This is a genomic window from Brevibacillus panacihumi, assembly GCF_003710985.1.
GTDB classification, from domain to species: Bacteria; Bacillota; Bacilli; order Brevibacillales; family Brevibacillaceae; genus Brevibacillus; species Brevibacillus panacihumi.
The window spans coordinates 116821-137275 of record NZ_RHHT01000031.1 but is presented as its reverse complement, the minus strand read 5'-3'; the positions used below and the strand labels follow the sequence as shown (position 1 = coordinate 137275).

Annotated in this window: 18 protein-coding genes; all 18 read left to right on the top strand. The window is 51.2% G+C overall.

The genetic code is table 11. The features are described from left to right. Position 1 precedes the first annotated feature (1 nt). The 18 genes from EDM58_RS15650 (at position 2) to nusA (ending at position 20455) form a co-directional block, all read left to right on the top strand. A complete protein-coding gene (locus EDM58_RS15650) occupies positions 2–790 on the top strand; it encodes a FliA/WhiG family RNA polymerase sigma factor (RefSeq protein ID WP_122914166.1) in 789 nt (262 codons plus the stop codon). Between the two features lie 53 nt (positions 791–843). Continuing rightward, on the top strand, positions 844–2259 hold the full coding sequence (locus EDM58_RS15645; protein WP_425455624.1) for a FapA family protein: 1416 nt from the start codon (positions 844–846) through the stop codon (positions 2257–2259). An 84-nt stretch (positions 2260–2343) separates the two neighbouring features. Continuing rightward, positions 2344–2640 (top strand): hypothetical protein, encoded by a 297-nt coding sequence (locus EDM58_RS15640; protein ID WP_246000778.1) that lies wholly within the window; start codon positions 2344–2346, stop codon positions 2638–2640. Positions 2641–2695: 55 nt separating this feature from the next. Next, the gene (locus EDM58_RS15635; RefSeq protein ID WP_122914163.1) at positions 2696–3208 is read left to right on the top strand and encodes a DUF6115 domain-containing protein; all 513 of its coding nucleotides are present in this window, start codon (positions 2696–2698) and stop codon (positions 3206–3208) included. After that, a complete protein-coding gene (locus EDM58_RS15630; RefSeq protein ID WP_122914162.1) occupies positions 3201–3809 on the top strand; it encodes a DNA polymerase III subunit gamma/tau in 609 nt (202 codons plus the stop codon). Before EDM58_RS15635 ends, EDM58_RS15630 begins: the two co-directional genes overlap by 8 nt. 194 nt (positions 3810–4003) lie before the next feature. Continuing rightward, on the top strand, positions 4004–4714 hold the full coding sequence (gene rpsB / locus EDM58_RS15625) for a 30S ribosomal protein S2 (protein WP_023557127.1): 711 nt from the start codon (positions 4004–4006) through the stop codon (positions 4712–4714). A gap of 165 nt (positions 4715–4879) precedes the next feature. Then, entirely contained in the window at positions 4880–5767 is an 888-nt protein-coding gene (tsf, locus tag EDM58_RS15620) for a translation elongation factor Ts (protein WP_023557126.1), read from the top strand. A gap of 156 nt (positions 5768–5923) precedes the next feature. Then, a complete protein-coding gene (gene pyrH, locus EDM58_RS15615; protein WP_122914161.1) occupies positions 5924–6649 on the top strand; it encodes a UMP kinase in 726 nt (241 codons plus the stop codon). After that, positions 6649–7206 (top strand): ribosome recycling factor, encoded by a 558-nt coding sequence (gene frr / locus EDM58_RS15610; RefSeq protein ID WP_122914160.1) that lies wholly within the window; start codon positions 6649–6651, stop codon positions 7204–7206. Before pyrH ends, frr begins: the two co-directional genes overlap by 1 nt. A 66-nt stretch (positions 7207–7272) precedes the next feature. Continuing rightward, complete coding sequence (locus EDM58_RS15605) at positions 7273–8043, top strand: undecaprenyl pyrophosphate synthase (RefSeq protein WP_122914216.1); 771 nt, start codon at positions 7273–7275, stop codon at positions 8041–8043. Positions 8044–8060: 17 nt separating this feature from the next. After that, the gene (locus EDM58_RS15600) at positions 8061–8846 is read left to right on the top strand and encodes a phosphatidate cytidylyltransferase (protein ID WP_122914159.1); all 786 of its coding nucleotides are present in this window, start codon (positions 8061–8063) and stop codon (positions 8844–8846) included. A 40-nt stretch (positions 8847–8886) separates the two neighbouring features. Continuing rightward, the gene (locus tag EDM58_RS15595; RefSeq protein ID WP_122914215.1) at positions 8887–10044 is read left to right on the top strand and encodes a 1-deoxy-D-xylulose-5-phosphate reductoisomerase; all 1158 of its coding nucleotides are present in this window, start codon (positions 8887–8889) and stop codon (positions 10042–10044) included. 36 nt (positions 10045–10080) lie between these two features. Continuing rightward, positions 10081–11349 carry an RIP metalloprotease RseP gene (gene rseP, locus EDM58_RS15590; protein ID WP_122914158.1) on the top strand — a complete coding sequence of 423 codons (1269 nt, stop codon included), beginning with the start codon at positions 10081–10083 and terminating at the stop codon, positions 11347–11349. Positions 11350–11400: 51 nt separating this feature from the next. After that, positions 11401–12471 (top strand): flavodoxin-dependent (E)-4-hydroxy-3-methylbut-2-enyl-diphosphate synthase, encoded by a 1071-nt coding sequence (ispG, locus tag EDM58_RS15585; RefSeq protein WP_023557119.1) that lies wholly within the window; start codon positions 11401–11403, stop codon positions 12469–12471. 58 nt (positions 12472–12529) lie between these two features. Then, a complete protein-coding gene (locus EDM58_RS15580; RefSeq protein WP_148039333.1) occupies positions 12530–14275 on the top strand; it encodes a proline--tRNA ligase in 1746 nt (581 codons plus the stop codon). Between the two features lie 103 nt (positions 14276–14378). Beyond that, positions 14379–18689 (top strand): PolC-type DNA polymerase III, encoded by a 4311-nt coding sequence (locus EDM58_RS15575; protein ID WP_122914156.1) that lies wholly within the window; start codon positions 14379–14381, stop codon positions 18687–18689. Between the two features lie 173 nt (positions 18690–18862). Next, positions 18863–19321 (top strand): ribosome maturation factor RimP, encoded by a 459-nt coding sequence (rimP, locus tag EDM58_RS15570; protein WP_122914155.1) that lies wholly within the window; start codon positions 18863–18865, stop codon positions 19319–19321. Positions 19322–19363: 42 nt separating this feature from the next. After that, the gene (gene nusA, locus EDM58_RS15565; protein ID WP_122914154.1) at positions 19364–20455 is read left to right on the top strand and encodes a transcription termination factor NusA; all 1092 of its coding nucleotides are present in this window, start codon (positions 19364–19366) and stop codon (positions 20453–20455) included.

The following is a 20455-nucleotide window of genomic DNA, read 5'->3' as shown; positions in this document are numbered from 1 at the left end:
CGTGGCACGGCTAACCAGTCAGGAAAAAGCAAAAGAATTTGATAAATGGGTAATGTGGAAAGAAGAAGGCAGTCGCGAGGCGGAAGTCGATCTGATTACGAAGTTTTTGCCTTTGGTCGACAAAGTGGCAAATCGCTTGGCGATCAACCTTCCTTCCAATGTGGACAAGGACGATTTGATCAGCTATGGGCGTTTTGGTCTATTGGACGCATTGGCCAAGTTCGATCATACGCGAGGTCTCCAGTTCGAAACGTATGCGATGTGGCGGATACGCGGTGCCATGATCGATGGACTGCGTGAGAACGACTGGATTCCGCGTACGGTTCGGGACAAGGCCAAGAAAATCGAAGAAGCATATACCTATTTGGAACAACAGTCACTGCGTATGCCGACCGATGAAGAAGTATCCACGTATCTGGGGATAAGTGAAAAAGAATTGCAGCAGGTGTTCTATGAAACCTCTCTGGCCACGATGGTCTCGATCGATGAGACGGTCGGAGATGAAGAGGAACAAAAAACAGCAAGGCATTCTTATATCGTTGACGAATTCACTCCAAGACCCGAAAATGTTGCTGAGGTATCCAGTTTAAAAGAAGTGTTGATAAATGTGATTGACAAGCTTCCCGAAAAAGAGAGAACGGTGGTTTCGTTGTTCTACTTCGAAGAGATGACCCTATCAGAAATCGCTGAGATCATGTGCTTGTCTCCATCCCGCATTTCTCAACTTCACTCCAAGGCTTTATTCCGACTGCGCTCTACATTATCCAGGTGGAAGTCACAGCTAATCTAACGCCCATGGGAACGACGAAGGATTCTTCCCACAGGCGAAGAGGGGGTAGAATGATGGAAGCGACAAGGCAATTTCAAATCGAAGTAAAAGTATCGCCCGATAAATTGGAAGCCGGAGTCATTCTAAGAGCGGAAGAAAAAGATTTGGAACGCATCCTGATTACGGAAAAGGACGTCTATCAGGCACTGGAACAACATCGGGTGACATTCGGCATCCGAAAAGACGCAATACGAGAACTTTGCTTGGCGCCCGCCAAGTTTGTAAATGCCATGCTGACAGTAGCATGTGGAGAGCCGCCCGTACCCGGGGAGGATGGTACGATTGAGTATCCGTACCTGGCTAGTGTGGGAGAAGAGAATGGCCCCAAGGAAATGGAAGACGGACGAGTTGATTTCTACAACCTGACGAATATCCCGAATGTTGCAAAAGGCCAGCTTTTGGCCCGGAAAAAACCGGCCACATCTGGCAAACCGGGTACGGCAGTTACCGGAGAGCCCATCGCGCCCAAAGCCGGAAAGGAACCCGTATTAAAGCCTGGCAAAAACGTCGTGCAAAATCAGGAGAGAACCATGATTTATGCGGCGATCGACGGCCAGGTCTCATTCACGGATAAGGACAAGCTGAATGTGTTCCCTATATTTGAAGTGAACGGGGATGTGGATTTCGGAGTAGGCAATATTGACTTCGTGGGAACGGTGGTCATTCGCGGGAACGTCCTCAATGGATTTCGGGTAAAAGCATCTGGCGATATCCGTGTACTCGGGAGTGTAGAGGGTGCTGAGCTGGAAGCCCAAGGCTCCATCGAGATCAAGAGCGGAATTGTCGCACAGGACAAGGGCTCGATCAAAGCCGGACACAATGTGCAAACCTCTTTTATACAAAACGCCAATGTCACTGCCGGCAACCAGGTGATCGTCTCGCAAAGCATCATGTTTTCCACTGTCCGCGCAGGCAAACAAATTATCTGCAATGGGCCGAAGGGCATTATTATCGGAGGTGTTCTCCAGGCAGGCGAGAAAATCGTCGCTCGGGTATACGGGAATTCAAATGCTACGCCGACCGTCCTGGAGGTAGGAGTAAAGCCGGAGCTCCGCCAAGAGCTTTCCACGATCCAAAAAGAGCTGCAGAACGTGTATGAAAATTTGCGCAAAACAGATCAGGGGCTTTCGGTCCTCAACCAGATTCTGCAGGCGAGCGGCGAGTTGTCAGCAGACAAGCGCATGATGCAAGTCAAGCTGAAGAATACCCGACTTGTGCTGGAAAAGGAAGTGAAAAACCTGGAGGCACGACGCAAAGAGGTGGAAGCGGAGCTGGTTGGAGATGGACCGGCTGTGATTGAGGTCTATTCAAACATGTATCCGGGAATTAAAATGACATTTGGGAAGCTGGTTCACTTTATCAAGCATGAGTACGGCCGAACGCGTTTTATCGTTTTGGATGGCGAGATTACTGGCGCAACACTGATGTAGCAAGCAAAGCTGGAACGTAACGGGAGAAAGGACTGTAGCCAGATGAGTTTGAAGGCGGTTGAGTTGCAGGTGGCAATACCTCGCATGACAGAAGTAGGCCGAATTCAAGAGCAACAGCAGCAGCGGCCCACTACGGAACAGCTTTTATTGCATGAAGAGCGCAAGCAATTGGACGAGCAGAATCGGCAGCGGCCGCATGTAGTCGATCAGACCGAGAAAAATCAGATACGTGAACGGGAGCAACAACAGAAGAAAAAAGACGAGCCTGCGGTCATCGTCATGTCGACAGAAGGATCAGAGGAGACGCCTGTAGAAAAGGCGAGAGATGCTGTTGATATGCGAGATCCAATGAGAGGCCGTTTTATCGATATTTCGCTATAGGTAAGGCGCAAACATTGTTCTTGATAACAGTTATGCCAAAGCAAGGGTGGCTAAAATGGATCTAGTGTATATCATCTTGATAGGGGCAGGACTTGCAATCATGCTGCTCGCTTTGTTCGTCAGACAAAAAGGGAATGGCAATGAGCCGGAGATCCGGACTCAGCGAAGCGCCCAGAGAGCAGAGCTGGAGCAAGGGATGCAGCGATTTGCCAAGCAGATCAAGCAGGAGCAGGCAGCGGCCTCTGCCAGGATCCAGCGGTCCAATGATGAACTGCTGCAGGAGCTCGAATTGCTCCGCAAGCGTGTCGAGGAGCTGGAGAATCAGCGTCATCTTGCGGCGCAAGCCAAAGCTGAACCCATTCCGGCAAGTGAAGAAGGCAAAGCGGCAAAAGGACCTGAAGAAATCGATATGCTAGCGTTGCGGGAGCGTTACCGCAGAGTGTTTGAATTGCAAGGGGAAGGGCTGTCTCCCGATGAAATCGCGAAGCGGTTGGGTGTCGGGCGTGGCGAGATTGACTTGATCTTCATGCTTGCCGCCAAGCATGAGGGGAGGCAGAATCATGCATAAACGAGAACTTTTGCTCGGCTTTGGTGCGGGGGTCCTGGTCGCTACAGCGGTCATTGGTCTGTTCGTGCCCAAGCCAGCTTCCGTTTCCACACCAATTACGGCGGAGCAGATGAAAGCAGCGGCAGACGGTATGGACATGGTCGTCCTTACAAAAGAAGAGTATGAGCAATTGCAGGGTGAGAAGAAGGTAAGCGTAAAACCTGCCGCTACCCCGCCAACAGCGCCCGAGAAGCCGGAGTCTGCAGATGTCGCAGAGCCAGTGGTGGATCCCGTGTCTGCTCCAGCTGTAACGCAGCCGAAGCATTCTGCCGCCGCCCAGGTGCCGGTTGTGGCTACCGCAGCACCAGCGCCGGCTCCAGCCGAAGCAGTAACACCGGAACAGCCAGTGTTGGCCTCTTTTACAATCCCGTACAAGGCAACAGCGGAAAGCGTGTCAAAGATCCTTGTGCAAGAAAAAATACTTCCGGAGAATAACGGTCTGGTAGACGAACTGCGCTCGCAAAACAAGCTGAATCGGATCCGGGTCGGGACGTATGAAATCGCGGTCCCGGCTACGGAAAAAGACATCGTCAAGCTGATCACAACGCCGCCGAAAAAATAGGCGGCTTTCATTTTGCGAAAAAAGGCATCCCTTTGTTGCAAATGAAAGACCCATATGATATATTCATTAACGGTGTTGAATTCGCACGTCCACCAATTCCAGCAATGGTGCTGCCTGAAGGGCAGTTTTGTCTGGGAGATGCGGTGAGGCGGAGGTAAGCATCACAAAAACCATTCTTGAAGGAGGTGTGAAATATGGCAGTAATTTCGATGAAACAGCTGCTCGAGGCTGGTGTTCACTTCGGTCACCAAACTCGCCGCTGGAACCCGAAAATGGCTCGCTATATCTTCACCGAACGTAACGGTATCTACATTATCGACCTGCAAAAAACCGTGAAAAAAGTGGAGGAAGCGTACAACTTCGTACGTGAACTCTCCCAAAACGGCGGAAAAGTGCTCTTCGTAGGTACGAAGAAACAAGCACAAGAATCCGTAAAAGAAGAAGCAGAACGCACAGGTCACTACTTCATCAACCAACGCTGGTTGGGTGGTACCCTGACAAACTTCACAACCATCAAAAAGCGTACATCTCGCTTGGCTGAGCTGAAACGCATGGAAGAAGATGGCACATTTGAAGTTTTGCCGAAAAAAGAAGTAATCGTTCTTCGCAAAGAAATGGATCGCCTGGAGAAATTCCTCGGCGGTATCGCTCATATGGATCAACTGCCGGACGCTCTGTTCGTCATCGACCCTCGCAAAGAGCGCATTGCTGTTGCAGAAGCTCGTAAATTGGGTATCCCAATCGTTGCGATCGTAGATACAAACTGCGACCCAGACGAGATCGACTACGTGATCCCAGGTAACGACGACGCTATCCGCGCGGTAAAACTGCTTACTGCGAAAATGGCTGACGCCCTGCTTGAAGGCAACCAAGGTACAGAGCAACAAACCACAACAACTGCGTAAGCAAGTGTAAGAGGGTGGACTGAGGGTGTCAGAAACCCCGTCCATCCTTTTTTTCTGAATCAGTCGGCAAGCTGGTTGGCTTTGGCCCAGACTGATGAAGGGTTTACCAGCTGGTTGTAAGGCAGACTATACTTAGAACGTAACTTTTCAAGGAGGTTTCACTCAATGGCAATTAGTGCACAAGCGGTTAAAGAATTGCGCGAGCGTACAGGTGCAGGTATGATGGATTGCAAACGCGCACTGGAAGAAACTGCAGGCGATATGGAAAAAGCAATTGATTTGCTGCGTGAGCGCGGGATCGCGAAAGCGGCGAAAAAATCGGGCCGCATCGCAGCAGAAGGTCTGACTGCAACTGCAGAAGCAGGCAACTTCGCTGCAATCGTAGAAGTGAACTGCGAAACAGACTTCGTAGGGAAAAACCCTGAGTTCCAACAACTGGTGAAAGACGTTGCTGAACACGTAGTGACCCAACGCCCAGCTACCGTTGAGGAAGCTTTGGAACAACCATTCAAAGGCCAAGGCGAAACCCTTGCACATGTCATCAACGAAAAAATCTCCACTATCGGAGAAAACATCACCTTCCGCCGCTTCTTCCTGAGCGAAAAATCGGATGCTGGCACATTTGGTTCCTACCTGCACATGGGCGGTAAAATCGGCGTTCTGGTGACTCTGGAAGGCACCAAAGACGATTCCCTGGCAAAAGACCTGGGCATGCATGCAGCCGCTTCCAACCCTCGCTTTGCAAACCGTGACGAGGTTTCCCAAGACGAGATCGACCGCGAGCGCGAAGTATTGAAAAACCAAGCGCTGGCTGAAGGAAAGCCTGCTAATATCGTAGAAAAAATGGTGGAAGGCCGCCTTTCCAAGTTCTTCGAAGAGTACGTGCTCGTTGAACAGCCATTTGTTAAAGATCCAGACAAGAAAGTGGCTACTCTGCTGAAAGAAGCGGGTGCGACGCTGAAAGAATTCGCTCGTTTCCAAGTGGGCGAAGGAATCGAGAAAAAACAAGAAGATTTCGCTGCTGAGGTTATGGCGCAAGTAAATAAGCAGTAATAAGGGAATAGGGAACACCTTCGTGTTCCCTATTTTCGAACTGAGAGTTTCACATAAAGTGAAACTCTCCTGTACGTAAAAAGCGATAGCGCCCGCGTGTGTCGGAAGGAATCCGGCAATACACAGAGAATGACTCATGAATGGAGGCCGTTTCACATGCCAATTCCTGCCTATAAACGCGTTGTGTTAAAGTTGAGTGGGGAAGCTCTAGCAGGAGATCTCGGTTACGGAATTGACCCGAAAGTCATTTTCTCCGTCGCCAACCAGATCAAGGAAATTGTAGAATTGGGCGTACAGGTAGCTGTAGTAGTCGGGGGAGGCAACATCTGGCGCGGACTTTCCGGCAGTTCCAAAGGAATGGATCGTGCTACGGCAGACTATATGGGGATGCTGGCCACGATCATGAACTCTCTGGCTTTGCAGGATGGTTTGGAACAGGTGGATGTACCGACCCGTGTTCAAACCTCCATCGAAATGAGGCAAGTGGCGGAACCATACATACGCAGACGGGCCATCCGACACTTGGAAAAAATGCGTGTCGTGATCTTTGCCGCAGGAACCGGCAACCCATACTTCTCGACCGATACGACAGCCGCGCTGCGAGCGGCAGAAATCGAGGCAGAAGTGATTTTGATGGCCAAAAACAAGGTGGACGGCGTCTACTCAGCTGACCCTAGTCTGGATCCGAATGCGAAAAAATACGACAACCTTACCTTCCTGGAAGTATTGAACAAGGGCCTGGGTGTGATGGACTCTACAGCGTCCAGCTTATGCATGGACAACAACATTCCGCTGATCGTCTTTAATATCTCTGAAGAAGGAAATATTCGTCGCGCCGTGATGGGCGAAAAAATCGGAACGATTGTGAAGGGGGAATCCTGATGCCACAAAGCGTAATCAAAGAAATGGAAGATCGCATGAACAAGGCGATTGCAAGCTTGAAAAAAGATCTGGCAAGCCTTCGTGCAGGACGTGCCAACCCAGCGATGCTGGATCGTGTCGTCGTCGATTACTACGGGACGCCAACGCCGATCAGCCAATTGGCGAATATCAGTGTGCCGGAACCGCGCATGCTGACCATCCAGCCTTGGGACAAATCAGCGCTTAAAGACATCGACCGCGCACTGCAACAATCCGATTTGGGCATTTCGCCTTCCAACGACGGGGTGATCATCCGACTCGTCATTCCGCCGTTGACGGAAGAACGCCGCAAGGAACTGGTGAAGCTGGCCGGAAAAAGCGGCGAGGAATCCAAAGTGGCGATCCGCAACATTCGCCGCGATGCCAATGACGAAATCAAAAAGCTGGAAAAAGCCGCTGCGATCTCTGAAGACGAATCTCGTCGCCATCAGGAAAGCATTCAAAAAACGACGGATAAATTTATTGCAGAAGTAGATAAAATCGTAAAAGATAAAGAGAAAGATATTTTGGAAGTGTAAGGAAGAAGAAATCCCCCTCTATGGAGGGGGATGTATGTCTATATCTCTCATTACGGGGGAACACTTATGTTAGAACATCTAGCGCGTAAATGGACCCGAAAGGAAAAGCAGCCAGAGTCAACCGAGATTGATCTGTCTGGCAAAATTCCCGTGCATGTTGCGGTAATTATGGACGGCAACGGGCGATGGGCCAATATGCGCAATCTGCCCAGAGTGGCCGGACATCGAGCGGGTATGAAAACAGTGAAAGAAGTCGTGAAAACGGCCGACGAAATTGGCATTCGCTACATGACCATGTACGCATTCTCCACCGAAAACTGGAAGCGCCCTCGTGACGAGGTTGATTTCTTAATGAAGCTTCCACAAGAATTTTTGTCGACAGAATTGGATGAATTGATTGAACGCGGCGTGCGTATTCGCATGCTTGGCAGCAAGGATGAGCTGCCGAACCATACCTTGCAGGCTTTATTGACAGCTGAAGAGAAGACTCGCGATAATACAGGATTGCAGCTTAATTTTGCGCTGAACTACGGGGCGCGCCATGAAATGATCAAGGCATTTTCCGAATTGGCAGAACGCGTGAAAGCGGGTGAACTCAACCCGGACGAAATTCAAGAAGAAGACATTTCCCGCTACCTGTACACAAGCGATATCCCGGACCCTGACTTGTTAATTCGCACGAGTGGTGAAATTCGTTTAAGCAATTTTATGTTGTGGCAATTGGCCTACACAGAATTGTGGTTTACGGATGTGCTTTGGCCTGATTTTACCCGTGAACATTTTTATCAAGCCATTGTGGAATACCAAGGCCGAGCTCGTCGCTACGGAGCGGTATAGCCGAGAGGTGGAATCAGTTGAAGCAACGGATTATAACAGGCGTGGTTGGAGGTATCGGCTTTCTTTTCCTGATCTATCTGGGAAGTGCATGGTACTCCCTGCTTGTCTTGAGTTTAGCCATTATAGGCTTGTATGAATTTTTGCGGATGGCAAAACTTCAATCGTTTATACCGGCAGGAATATTGGCGTATGTGTTGATGCTCGGCATTGTCTGGCCGTCGCTCGCATTTTCTGCCTGGGTAGACATCGGGACGCCGGATCTGATGTTGCCTGTCTTTTTCTTGCTGTTGATTTACTCCGTTTTACGGAAAAATCAGTTTCACATTGAACACATCGCTCTTACGATTGTGGGAGCGTTATACATAGGGTACGGTTTTACGTATATGGCTGCCGCACGCAATCTTCCGGACGGATTGATGCTGACGATTCTCGTTTTTCTGGGCATCTGGTCCACAGATTCGGGAGCCTATTTTATTGGCAAAGCCATTGGACGCCACAAGCTATGGCCCGAGATCAGCCCGAACAAGACCACAGAAGGGGCTGTGGGTGGTCTGTTCACGTCGCTTGTGATCGTTTTGGCGGTCAACACGTTGTTCGGAGGGATTCCGACTTCCCAGGCCTTGCTGATTGCCCTGGTGACAGGGATCATGGGCCAGTTGGGCGATTTGGTGGAGTCTGCATTCAAGCGCCATTACGGGGTGAAGGATTCCGGTCAGATCATACCTGGACATGGAGGGGTATTGGACCGATTTGACAGTATGATTCTCGTCTTTCCGGTTCTGCATCTGTTAGGTATTGTCTGAGCATGCTTGCATATAGAAAGAGATATAGAGGGTGAAACTCGTGAAACGAATAGCGCTCTTGGGCTCCACAGGCTCAATCGGAACCAGCACACTGGATGTAGTGGCACAGCATCCGGAACAGTTTGCGGTTGTCGCACTCGCTGCGGGAACCAATGTGGAGCTTTTGGCAGAGCAGGTAAAGACGTTTCGGCCGCAGTTGGTTTCGGTCGCAACGGAGGGGGCAGCGTTTGACCTGCGGGCCAAGGTGGGTCCCGGCCATCAGCCAGAGATCGTTGTGGGAAGCGACGGGATGGAGCTTGTAGCCCGTCATCCGGAAGCTGAATTTGTCATGACGGCCGTGGTTGGAAGTGTCGGGGTTGCACCTACATTGGCAGCGATTGAAGAGGGGAAGACGATTGGACTCGCGAACAAGGAGACCTTGGTATGCGCAGGTCCTGTCGTGATGAAGGCAGCACGCGAAAAAGGAGTGGCTATCATTCCGGTCGACAGTGAGCATTCCGCGATTTACCAATGCCTGCAGGGCGAAAGGCGCGAAGAGCTGTCACGGGTGATCATTACTGCGTCGGGCGGTTCCTTTCGACACCTGACGCGAGAAGAGCTTTCCCACGTAACACTTGAACAAGCTTTGGCTCATCCCAATTGGAGTATGGGCGCAAAAATTACCATCGACTCTGCCACCATGATGAATAAGGGTTTCGAGGTGATCGAAGCCCATTGGCTGTTTGATCTGCCATATGATCAGATTGAGACGATCTTGCACTACGAAAGCATTATTCATTCGATGGTGGAGTTCCAGGATCGTGCGGTCATGGCGCAGCTCGGCACACCCGATATGCGGGTGCCAATCCAGTACGCATTAAGCTATCCGCATCGAATGCCATTGCTGACTGAACCGCTCGATTTGGTAAAATTGGGTACGCTGCATTTTGCTGGCATGGATTTTGGGCGCTATCCTCTGTTACAATTGGCCTATGAATGCGGAAGGGCTGGAGGTACCTACACGGCTGTATTGAATGCGGCCAATGAGGTTGCCGTTGATCTGTTTCTGAAAGGCTCCATTGGATTTTTGGCGATTGAAACCATCGTACGCAAAACCTGTGAAGTCCATCAGGGGATTTCCAATCCTACGCTGGATGAGATTTTTGCTGCTGACCAATGGGCACGCTCGCAAGCCAGAGCGTTTATGCAAGACGGTTAAGGCAGTACGAAACTGGAATGAAAGGTGGCTGCTCAATTGCCTTTACCCAATTTAGATTCCGTCGAATCCATTGTCGCGATTGTAGTCGTGTTTGGCGCTCTCGTATTTTTTCACGAATTGGGTCACTTTCTTTTAGCCAAAAGGGCGGGGATTTTATGCCGCGAGTTCGCCCTGGGCATGGGACCCAAAATTTTTAGCGTGAAGCGTGGAGAGACGGAGTATACACTTCGACTGCTGCCCATCGGTGGAATGGTGCGCATGGCTGGCGAAGATCCCGAAATGGATATGCTGCAACCCAATATGGAAATCGCCATTGAGCGCGATGCAGTCGGGAAAGTAACCCATCTTTTGCTGGACGGCGTCCAGGGAGCGTCTGCCAGAGCGATCACGGGAACCGTGATTCGCTACGATCTTGAACACGCGCTTACCTTGACGCTTGAGGTAGATGGAGAGCAACGCAATTTTTCGGTGCATCCCCAAGCACAATTGGTGAAGGATGGGCGTGAAGCCCAGATCGCACCATTGAATCGGCAATTTAAAGGGAAGACGGTCTCCCAGCGCTTTTGGGCGATTTTTGCCGGGCCTGCAGCCAACTTTTTGCTAGCTTTCGTGCTCTTCGTAGCACTTGGCCTCTCCTTTGGCGTGCCGAATGATGTTCCTTACATCGGCGAGGTAAAAGCCGGAGGTCCTGCTGCTGAGGCTGGACTGCTCAAGGGAGACAAGGTAATCTCGATTGAGGGAAGAAAAGTTGCTACCTGGCAGCAAGTTGTGGAAATCGTCAGCAGTTCCCCCAACAAAGAACTGCTTTTTGAGATCGAGCGAGATGGACAAATCTCCAAAGTACCGCTGAAGGTGGTCAGCGACGAAAACAATGTCGGGAAGATTATGGTCACGCAGTCCCTTACATCTGCACCTGGAGAAGCGCTGAAATTCGGCGCAACCTCTACGTACAAGTTCACCGTAATGATCCTGAAAGGGTTGGGGATGCTGTTCACGGGAGGGGTTGGCCTTGATGATCTGAGCGGACCGGTGGGAATCTTCAAGATGACCGGAGAGTTCGCCCAACAAGGTCTTGCGGTCCTCATGCAGTGGGCTGCTGTCCTGAGTATCAACTTGGGATTGTTCAACCTCTTGCCTCTGCCGGCGCTAGATGGCGGACGACTGGCTTTTTTGGCTGTAGAAGCGCTGCGAGGACGTCCAGTCGACCCGCATAAAGAGGGCATGGTCCATTTCCTTGGATTTGCCTTCTTGATGCTGTTGATCCTGGTCGTGACCTGGAATGATTTGCAACGGTTGTTTGCATAGAAACGTAATAACAGATAACTCAAGACAGACAAAGAAAAAGGATGGTGCAAAATGTACAAGCGCGAGGAGACGAAACCGGTATTTGTAGGAGGAGTGCAGATCGGAGGCCAAAAAAGTGTGGTCATCCAATCCATGACAACCGCAGATACGCGCGATGTAGAAAGCACACTGGCCCAGATTCAACGACTGCATGATGTCGGTTGTCAAATTGTACGCCTGGCTGTGATCAATGAAGATGCAGCCCGCGCCATCAAACAAATCAAGGAACGTTCGCCGCTGCCGCTTGTGGCCGATATTCACTTCGACCACAAGCTGGCCTTAATTGCCCTCGAGAGCGGTATTGATAAAATTCGGATCAACCCCGGAAACATCGGCTCCAAAGAAAAAACCAAGAGAGTCGTCGAGGCGTGCCGGGAGCGTAATGTACCGATTCGCATCGGGGTCAACTCCGGTTCTGTAGAAAAACGCCTTTTGGAAAAATATGGATACCCATCTCCGGAAGCAATCGTAGAGTCTGCGATGGACCATGTGGAGATCCTGGAAGATCTCAATTACGACAACATCGTGATTTCTTTGAAATCTTCTGATGTGCCGACAATGATTCAGACATACTCGCTGATGGCTCAAAAGCGCAATTACCCGTTGCACGTCGGTGTGACCGAGGCTGGAACCCAATTTTCCGGCAGCATCAAATCGGCCGTCGGGATCGGTACCGTTCTTTCGATGGGGATTGGCGATACCATCCGTGTATCGCTGACAGCAGACCCTGTGGAAGAGATCAAGGTAGCCAAACAGATCCTGCGCAGCCTCGACATCGTCAACAACGATCCGGTCGTGATCGCGTGCCCGTCTTGCGGACGCTGCGCCATCGACCTGATCGGGCTGGCAACGCGTGTAGAAGATGCCGTCTCTACGCTCAAAGTACCGTTGAAAGTGGCGGTCATGGGCTGTGCCGTCAACGGTCCTGGAGAAGCGCGCGAGGCAGACGTGGGTGTTGCAGGCGGAAACGGCGAGGGCCTGATCTTCCGCAATGGCGAGATTGTGCGAAAAGTGAAGGAAGACGAACTGTTTGAAGAGTTGATGAAGGAAATCGACGAAATCGTAAAAGAACAGGTCAAATAGTGCACCGATTCGATAAAGAAGTTGATTGCTGTATAGGCATAAGGAGGACACGCACGTGTTGAAGCAAAGTCAAATGTTGATTCCTACCTTGCGGGAAGTTCCTGCTGACGCGGAGATTGCCAGCCACAAGCTGCTCTTGCGCGCCGGCATGGCACGCCAGTTGGCCTCGGGGATTTATACCTATCTCCCTCTGGCGATCCGCACCTTGCATAAAATCCAAGCAATTGTGCGTGAGGAGATGAACCGTGCAGGCGCACAGGAGCTGTTGATGCCTGCGATGCAGCCTGCCGAGCTGTGGCACCAGACGGGGCGCTGGGATGTGTACGGACCGGAGCTGGTCCGCTTGCAAGACCGTCATGAGCGTCCTTTTGCGCTGGGTCCAACCCATGAGGAAGTCATTACCAGCCTGGTACGCGACGAGATCAATTCCTATAAAAAGCTTCCGATCAACCTTTATCAGATTCAGACCAAATTCCGGGATGAAGTAAGACCGCGCTTCGGTTTGATTCGCTGCCGCGAGTTTATCATGAAGGATGCGTATTCCTTTGACACGACGCAAGAAGGATTGGATCGCAACTTCCAGGCGATGTACGACGCCTATACTCGCATTTTCACCCGTGTCGGCTTGAATTTCCGCGCAGTAGAGGCAGACGCAGGAGCGATCGGCGGAAAAGGCACTTATGAATTCATGGCATTGTGTGAAATCGGGGAAGACACGATCGCCTATTCTGAAGAGGGCGATTTTGCTGCCAACCTGGAAAAGGCAGAAGTGGTGTACAAGCCGTCCGCGAAGCCAGAAGAAGAAGTGCCTGCAGCGCAAAAAGTTCATACGCCTGACGTAAAAACAATCGATCAATTGACCCAGGCGTTGAACGTCGAAGCCAAGAAGATTATCAAAAGCCTTATCTACCGCGTGGATGACAAGCTCGTGATGGTCCTCGTTCGCGGGGATCACGAATTGAATGAAGTGAAACTGAAAAACCTCTACGATGCCACACATGTTGGCATGGCTTCTGAAGCCGAGCTGCGTGAGTTGACAGGGGCTCCGGCAGGTTTTGTCGGTCCTGTCGGTCTCGACGCCGAGAAAGTGGAGATCATTGCGGATCAATTCGTGCAGGATGTGTACGATGGCATCGTCGGAGCCAATGAAACCGACTATCACCTTATCCATGTCGTTCCTGGCCGCGACTTTACCGTGTCCCGTTATGCTGATCTGCGCAATATTACCGAAGGGGACACATGCCCGCGTACAGGGGGAGCAATCAAGTTCGCCCGCGGCGTAGAGGTAGGCCACGTATTCAAATTGGGTACCAAGTACTCCCAGGCTATGGGAGCTACCTTCCTCGATGAAAACGGAAGAAGCCAGCCGATGATTATGGGCTGCTACGGAATTGGCGTATCCCGGACGATCGCGGCTGTCATCGAGCAAAACAACGATGAGGATGGCATCATCTGGCCAGTGGCCGTTGCGCCTTTCCATGTACATGTCATCCCGGTCAATGTGAAAGTGGACGATCAGCGCCAGGCGAGTGAACAGATCACGGAGCAATTGCAACGCGCGGGGCTCGAAGTGCTGTTCGACGATCGTCCTGAGCGGGCGGGCGTGAAGTTCAAAGACGCGGATCTGATCGGACTGCCGCTGCGCATTACCGTCTCTGACAAGGCAGCGCAAGAAGGAACCGTCGAAGTTCGCGTTCGCAAAAATGGGGATACCCATGTTGTCAAGCTGGATGAGCTTGTATCGACGGTAAAAGCTCTGCTTGCAAGCATTGACCACACGGGGCAGGAACTGTTTGGCGAATAAATGACAAGCAGGAAATAAGCCGTTTTTTGTCGAAATATACGGGGTACTTCCCTGATGCCAAGGGAGTACCTCTTTTTCTTGTTAAAGGGAAGGTGGGAGTATCGTGGATCGTTCACAAGAGCAAAAACAACGCTTCTCCCTTTTGGTCAAACAGATGGGTATTCCTGACGAATGGGTGGAGCGTTTTTTCCTTGACGGCCAAATTGATAAACTGGAGCTCTTCAAGCAAAACAAAAAATGGGTGTTTCATTTTACATTGCCATCCCTGCTGCCAGGACAGGTATTCCAGGCGTTCATGCAGCGCTTGACGAAAAGCTTCTCTCATCTGGCCGACGTAGATGCGACTTTCCGCTACCGTCAAACACCCCCACTGGATATGGTGATCGAGGAGTACTGGGGGATTTTGCTGACGCGCTTGGAACCTAGCCTGAATTCCTTGGCTGTGACGATGCGCAATGCAAGAAAACAGGTCGATGTGCAGGAAGTGAAGGTGTACCTGCCGACTGAAATGACGGTCGAGATGGTCAAACGAAAGAAGGCGGACAGCGAATTGATCGCTGCCTTCGAACAGACGACCGGCTGCTCTCCGCGTTTCTCTTTTCACGCTGAGGAGAGCGATGAGGCTTACAAAGCATTTGCCGAACAAAGAGATGAGGAAGAACGGGCGTTGGTAGAAGTCGTCATGACGGCTGTCCAGCAGGATCGGGAGAGCAAGAACGGCGACAAGGCTGAAGCGATTACCTCTATGATGATCGGATATGAAATTAAGGACGCTCCTATCCCGATCCAGGAGATTCAGGAAGAAGAGCGGCGCGTGACGATTCAAGGGGCGGTGTTCAACGTCGAATTGAAGGAGCTGCGCAGCGGACGTCATTTGCTGACCTTCTGTGTGACGGACTACACGGATTCCCTGACTGTAAAAATCTTTTCGCGTGATAAAGAAGATGTAAAAATGCTTGAAGTGCTGAAGGATGGCATGTGGGTGAAGGTGCGAGGCAGCGTGCAGCACGATACGTTCATCCGCGAACTGGTCATGAATGCCAATGACTTGAATCAGATCGAGCAGGTGATTCGCAAAGACAAGGCGGAGCAGAAGCGCGTCGAGCTTCACTGCCATACGCCGATGAGTGCAATGGATGCGGTTGCTTCCGTCAAATCTCTTGTCTCCACCGCTGCGAAATGGGGGCATCCCGCCATCGCGATTACGGACCACGGAGTCGTACAGGCTTTTCCGGAAGCTTATTCGGTAGCCAAGAAAAACAACATCAAATGCATTTTGGGCATGGAAGCATACGTTGTGGAGGATGGCATTGACATCGTCTACAATCTTACGCAAGAAAGCAACCGTCTGATCGATGAACATACCGAATACGTCGTTTTCGATACGGAAACCACGGGTTTGAACGCGGCTGAGCATACCATTATCGAGATTGCTGCCGTCAAAATGAAGGGGTCCGAAATCGTAGACCAATGGACCGAATTGATCGATCCGCAGCTGGAAATCGGGCCGAAGACGACAGAAATTACGGGAATTACCAATGAAATGCTGCGAGGGAAGGAGACGTTGGACGTCGTCCTGCGCAAGTTCAAGGATTTTACCGGAGATGCTGTCCTGGTAGCCCACAATGCCGAGTTTGACAAGGCTTTTATCAATGCCTGCGCCAAACGCATCGGCATGGAGCCATGGAGTAACCCGTTTCTTGATACCCTTCCACTTGCTCGCATGATGTACAAGGGGATGCGCAACTACCGTCTGGGAACGCTGGCGAAAAAGTTCAATGTTGAGCTGGTCAACGCCCACCGTGCCTTGGACGATACGGTCGCTTTGGCTCACGTCTTCCAACAGATGCTCAAGGATATTCGCGAGGCATCGATCCAGTCTCTGGCTGAATTGAACGAAAAGAGCAACGAGGATGCCGATTACAAAAGCAGCCGTCCTTTCCATGCGACGATTCTGGTGCGCAACAAAGAGGGGTTAAAGAACCTCTACAAGCTGGTCAGCCGTTCGCACGTCGAGACCTTCTACCGTTGGCCGCGGATTCAACGCAGTCAGTTGAACAAACACCGGGAAGGGTTGTTGATCGGTACGGCCTGCAAAGAGGGTGAGCTGATGCAGGCTATTCTGCGCGGGAAGTCACCGGAGGAACTCAAAGAGGTCGCCTCCTATTACGATTTCCTGGAGCTGCAGCCTGTTTACCAATACTCGCCCCTTTTGCGCAATGAGGAAATACCTTCTCTGGAGACGATGAAAGGCTATCATCGCATGATCGTGGACCTTGGGAAAGAGCTGGACAAACCTGTGGTTGCTACAGGAGATGTCCATTTTCTCAACCCGGAGGATCACATCTTCCGCGACGTGTTCCTGCTCTCCAAGGGGGATCCGACAGCAGGCAACCAGCCGCCTCTTTTTCTGCATACGACAGACGAGATGCTGGAAGCCTTCTCCTTCCTGGGAGAAGAGACGGCGCATGAGGTAGTAGTCGCCAACACGAACCTCGTAGCGGACATGATCGAAGAGGTAAGCCCGATTCCCGACAAGCTGTATACGCCGATCATCGAGGGTGCGGATGAGGAGTTGCGGCAAATGTGCTACGACAAGGCTACCTCCTTGTATGGAGACCCGCTGCCGGAGATTGTGGAAAAACGTCTGGAAAAAGAATTGAACAGTATCATCAAGCATGGATTCGGGGTTATTTATCTGATTTCGCAGCGCTTGGTGACCAAATCGCTCCAGGACGGCTATCTGGTCGGATCGCGGGGGTCGGTCGGTTCTTCTTTCGTGGCTACCATGTCTGAGATTACCGAGGTAAACCCGCTGCCGCCGCACTATCGCTGCCCGGAGTGCAAGCATAGCGAATTCATTACGGACGGTTCAATCGCTTCGGGGTTTGACCTGCCAGACAAGGATTGTCCATCATGCGGCACACGGCTTGCAAAGGATGGACAGGACATTCCTTTCGAGACGTTCCTGGGCTTCAAAGGGGACAAGGTGCCGGATATTGACTTGAATTTCTCCGGTGATTACCAGCCGCGAGCCCATAAATACACACAGGAGCTGTTCGGAGCCGACTATGTGTACCGTGCGGGAACGATCGGCACTGTGGCCGAAAAAACCGCTTATGGATATGTGCGAAAGTATGCGGATGAGCGGGGTCTTACCCTGCGAAATGCAGAAATTGCCCGTCTTGTGAACGGCTGCACGGGTGTAAAACGAACCACCGGTCAGCATCCCGGCGGCATTATCGTCGTTCCCGATTACATGGAAATTGAAGACTTTTGCCCGATCCAATTCCCGGCAGATGACAATGAATCCGAGTGGCGCACGACGCATTTCGACTTCCATTCGATTCATGACAACCTGCTGAAGCTGGATATTCTCGGACACGACGATCCGACAGTCATTCGGATGCTGCAGGATTTGACGGGGATGGACCCCAAAACCATTCCGCTAGACGACAAAAAAACGATGTCGATCTTCAGTTCCACCGAGGCATTGGGTGTGACGCCGGAACAAATTGGGACCAATATGGGGACGCTCGGAATTCCAGAATTCGGTACAAAATTTGTGCGACAAATGCTGGAGGACACCAAGCCGACAACCTTCGCCGAGCTCGTCCAGATTTCTGGACTGTCTCATGGTACCGACGTTTGGCTGAACAACGCGCAGGAATTGATTCGCAACGGTACGTGCAAACTTCCGGATGTAATCGGTTGCCGCGACGACATCATGGTTTACTTGATCTATAAAGGTCTGGAGCCATCGCGGGCGTTTAAAATCATGGAGTCGGTGCGTAAAGGAAAAGGCGTTCCCGAAGAGGATCAGGAAGAAATGCGCAAAAACAATGTACCGGACTGGTACATCGAGTCCTGCCAACGGATCAAGTACATGTTCCCGAAAGCGCACGCTACCGCTTACGTCATGATGGCTGTGCGGATCGCCTATTTCAAGGTGCATCGTCCTCTGGAGTTCTACGCCACCTACTTCACCGTGCGTGCGGACGACTTCGATATTCCGCTCATGGTCAAAGGCTCTGCGGCGATCCGGCAGAAGATCGAGGAGATCGAGGGCAAGGGACATGACGCCCAACCGAAGGAAAAAGCTCTGCTAACTGTTTTGGAAATGGCGCTGGAAATGGTCGAGCGCGGATTCTCTTTCGCCAACGTGGACCTCTACAGATCGGATGCAACACGATTTTTGATCGAGGGGAATTCCCTGCTGGCACCTTTCAATGCGCTGCCAGGTCTGGGCACCAATGCCGCGCTCAACATTGTGAAAGCAAGAGAAGAAGGCGAATTCCTCTCCAAAGAAGATCTGTTGTCCCGCTCCCGCATCTCGAAGACGATTCTGGAGTACCTAGAAGAGCAGGGAGCATTGCAAGGGCTGCCTGAATCCAATCAGCTTTCCTTGTTCTAAAGCACGCTGTCAGGGTCTGCGTTATCCAAAGGTTGTCAGCGAAGGGCTGTTATGCTATAATTTTTTTGGAAATACTGGTTTTATACGCATGACAGATCGAGAGTGGGGAAACCCACTCTTTCTTTCTGGCTAGACCTCATGCTTCATTTCAAACCTGATAAGGAGGTACTTGCTTGAGCAAGGTAACGGACATTGTCACAGAACTGGTCACGCCCATTGTGAACGAGATGGGGCTGGAACTGGTTGACATCGAGTACAAAAAAGAAGGAAGCAACTGGTTTCTGCGCGTGTTCATCGACAATGAAGTCGGCAATATTGACATCGAAGACTGTGCCCTTGTGAGCGAGAAATTAAGCCAGAAACTTGATGAATCAGACCCGATTCCTACTGCATATTTCCTGGAAGTCTCGTCACCGGGCGCTGAACGTCCGTTGCGCAGCGAAAAGGACTTCAAGAAAGCTGTCGGCCGACATGTTCACATTACGACCAAAGAACCGATAGAAGGAGCTTCTGTCTTCGAAGGCGAACTGGTTTCTTTCGAGGATGGCAAGCTTACAGTCAAGGAAGCGAAAAAAACGTACGTCATTTCCCACGAACAAATAGACACGGCCCGTATGGCAATCGTCTTTTAATAGACAGGGTTGGTGGTAGTAAAGGAGGAGGCAACGAAAGTCATGAACGGCGATTTTATTGAGGCTTTAGAAGCCATTGAGAGAGAGAAAGGCATCTCCAAAGATATACTGATCGAGGCCATTGAAGCAGCTCTTATCTCTGGATACAAAAGAAACTTCAACTCTGCTCAAAACGTGCGAGTTGATGTGAATCGTCATTCTGGACTGGTACGCGTATTCGCGCGTAAGAACGTGGTGGAGGAAGTGCTTGACCCGAGACTGGAGATTTCCCTCGAAGCAGCACAGGAGATCGATCCGAACTTCCGCCTGGAGGACATCGTCGAAATCGAGGTAACTCCACGTGATTTTGGCCGTATCGCTGCGCAGACTGCGAAACAGGTCGTCACACAGCGCATCCGCGAGGCAGAACGCGGCTTGATCTACAGCGAGTTCATCGAGCGCGAAGATGACATCGTTACAGGTGTCGTACAGCGCATGGATGCACGCAATTATTATATTGATCTGGGAAAAGCTGAAGCAGTCATGCCGATCACAGAAAAGATGCCTTCCGAGGACTTCAAGTCACAGGATCGTGTCAAAGCGTACATTATCAAGGTGGAGAAGACCACGAAAGGTCCACAGATCGTCGTATCCCGCACACATCCAGGCCTGTTGAAGCGCCTGTTTGAACTGGAAGTGCCAGAGATTTACGATGGCGTCGTAGAGATCAAGTCCGTGGCTCGTGAAGCTGGAGACCGCTCCAAAATCGCTGTTCATTCCATCAATCCAGACGTAGATCCTGTTGGTGCCTGTGTGGGGCCAAAAGGAATGCGCGTCCAGACGATTGTGACGGAATTGAAAGGTGAGAAAATCGACATCGTGCGTTGGTCCGAAGATCCGTCTGAGTACGTCGCGAATGCACTCAGCCCGGCGAAAGTCCTGCATGTCGAAGTGAATGCCGCAGATAAGGTAACCCGTGTCATCGTCCCTGACTATCAACTGTCTCTGGCGATTGGCAAACGGGGTCAAAACGCCCGCCTGGCTGCCAAATTGACCGGCTGGAAAATCGACATCAAGAGTGAATCCCAAGCAGAACAAGAAGGCATCGTCTATCCGAGAGAGGCAGAAGACGGTGAAGGAGCGGACAACGAATAA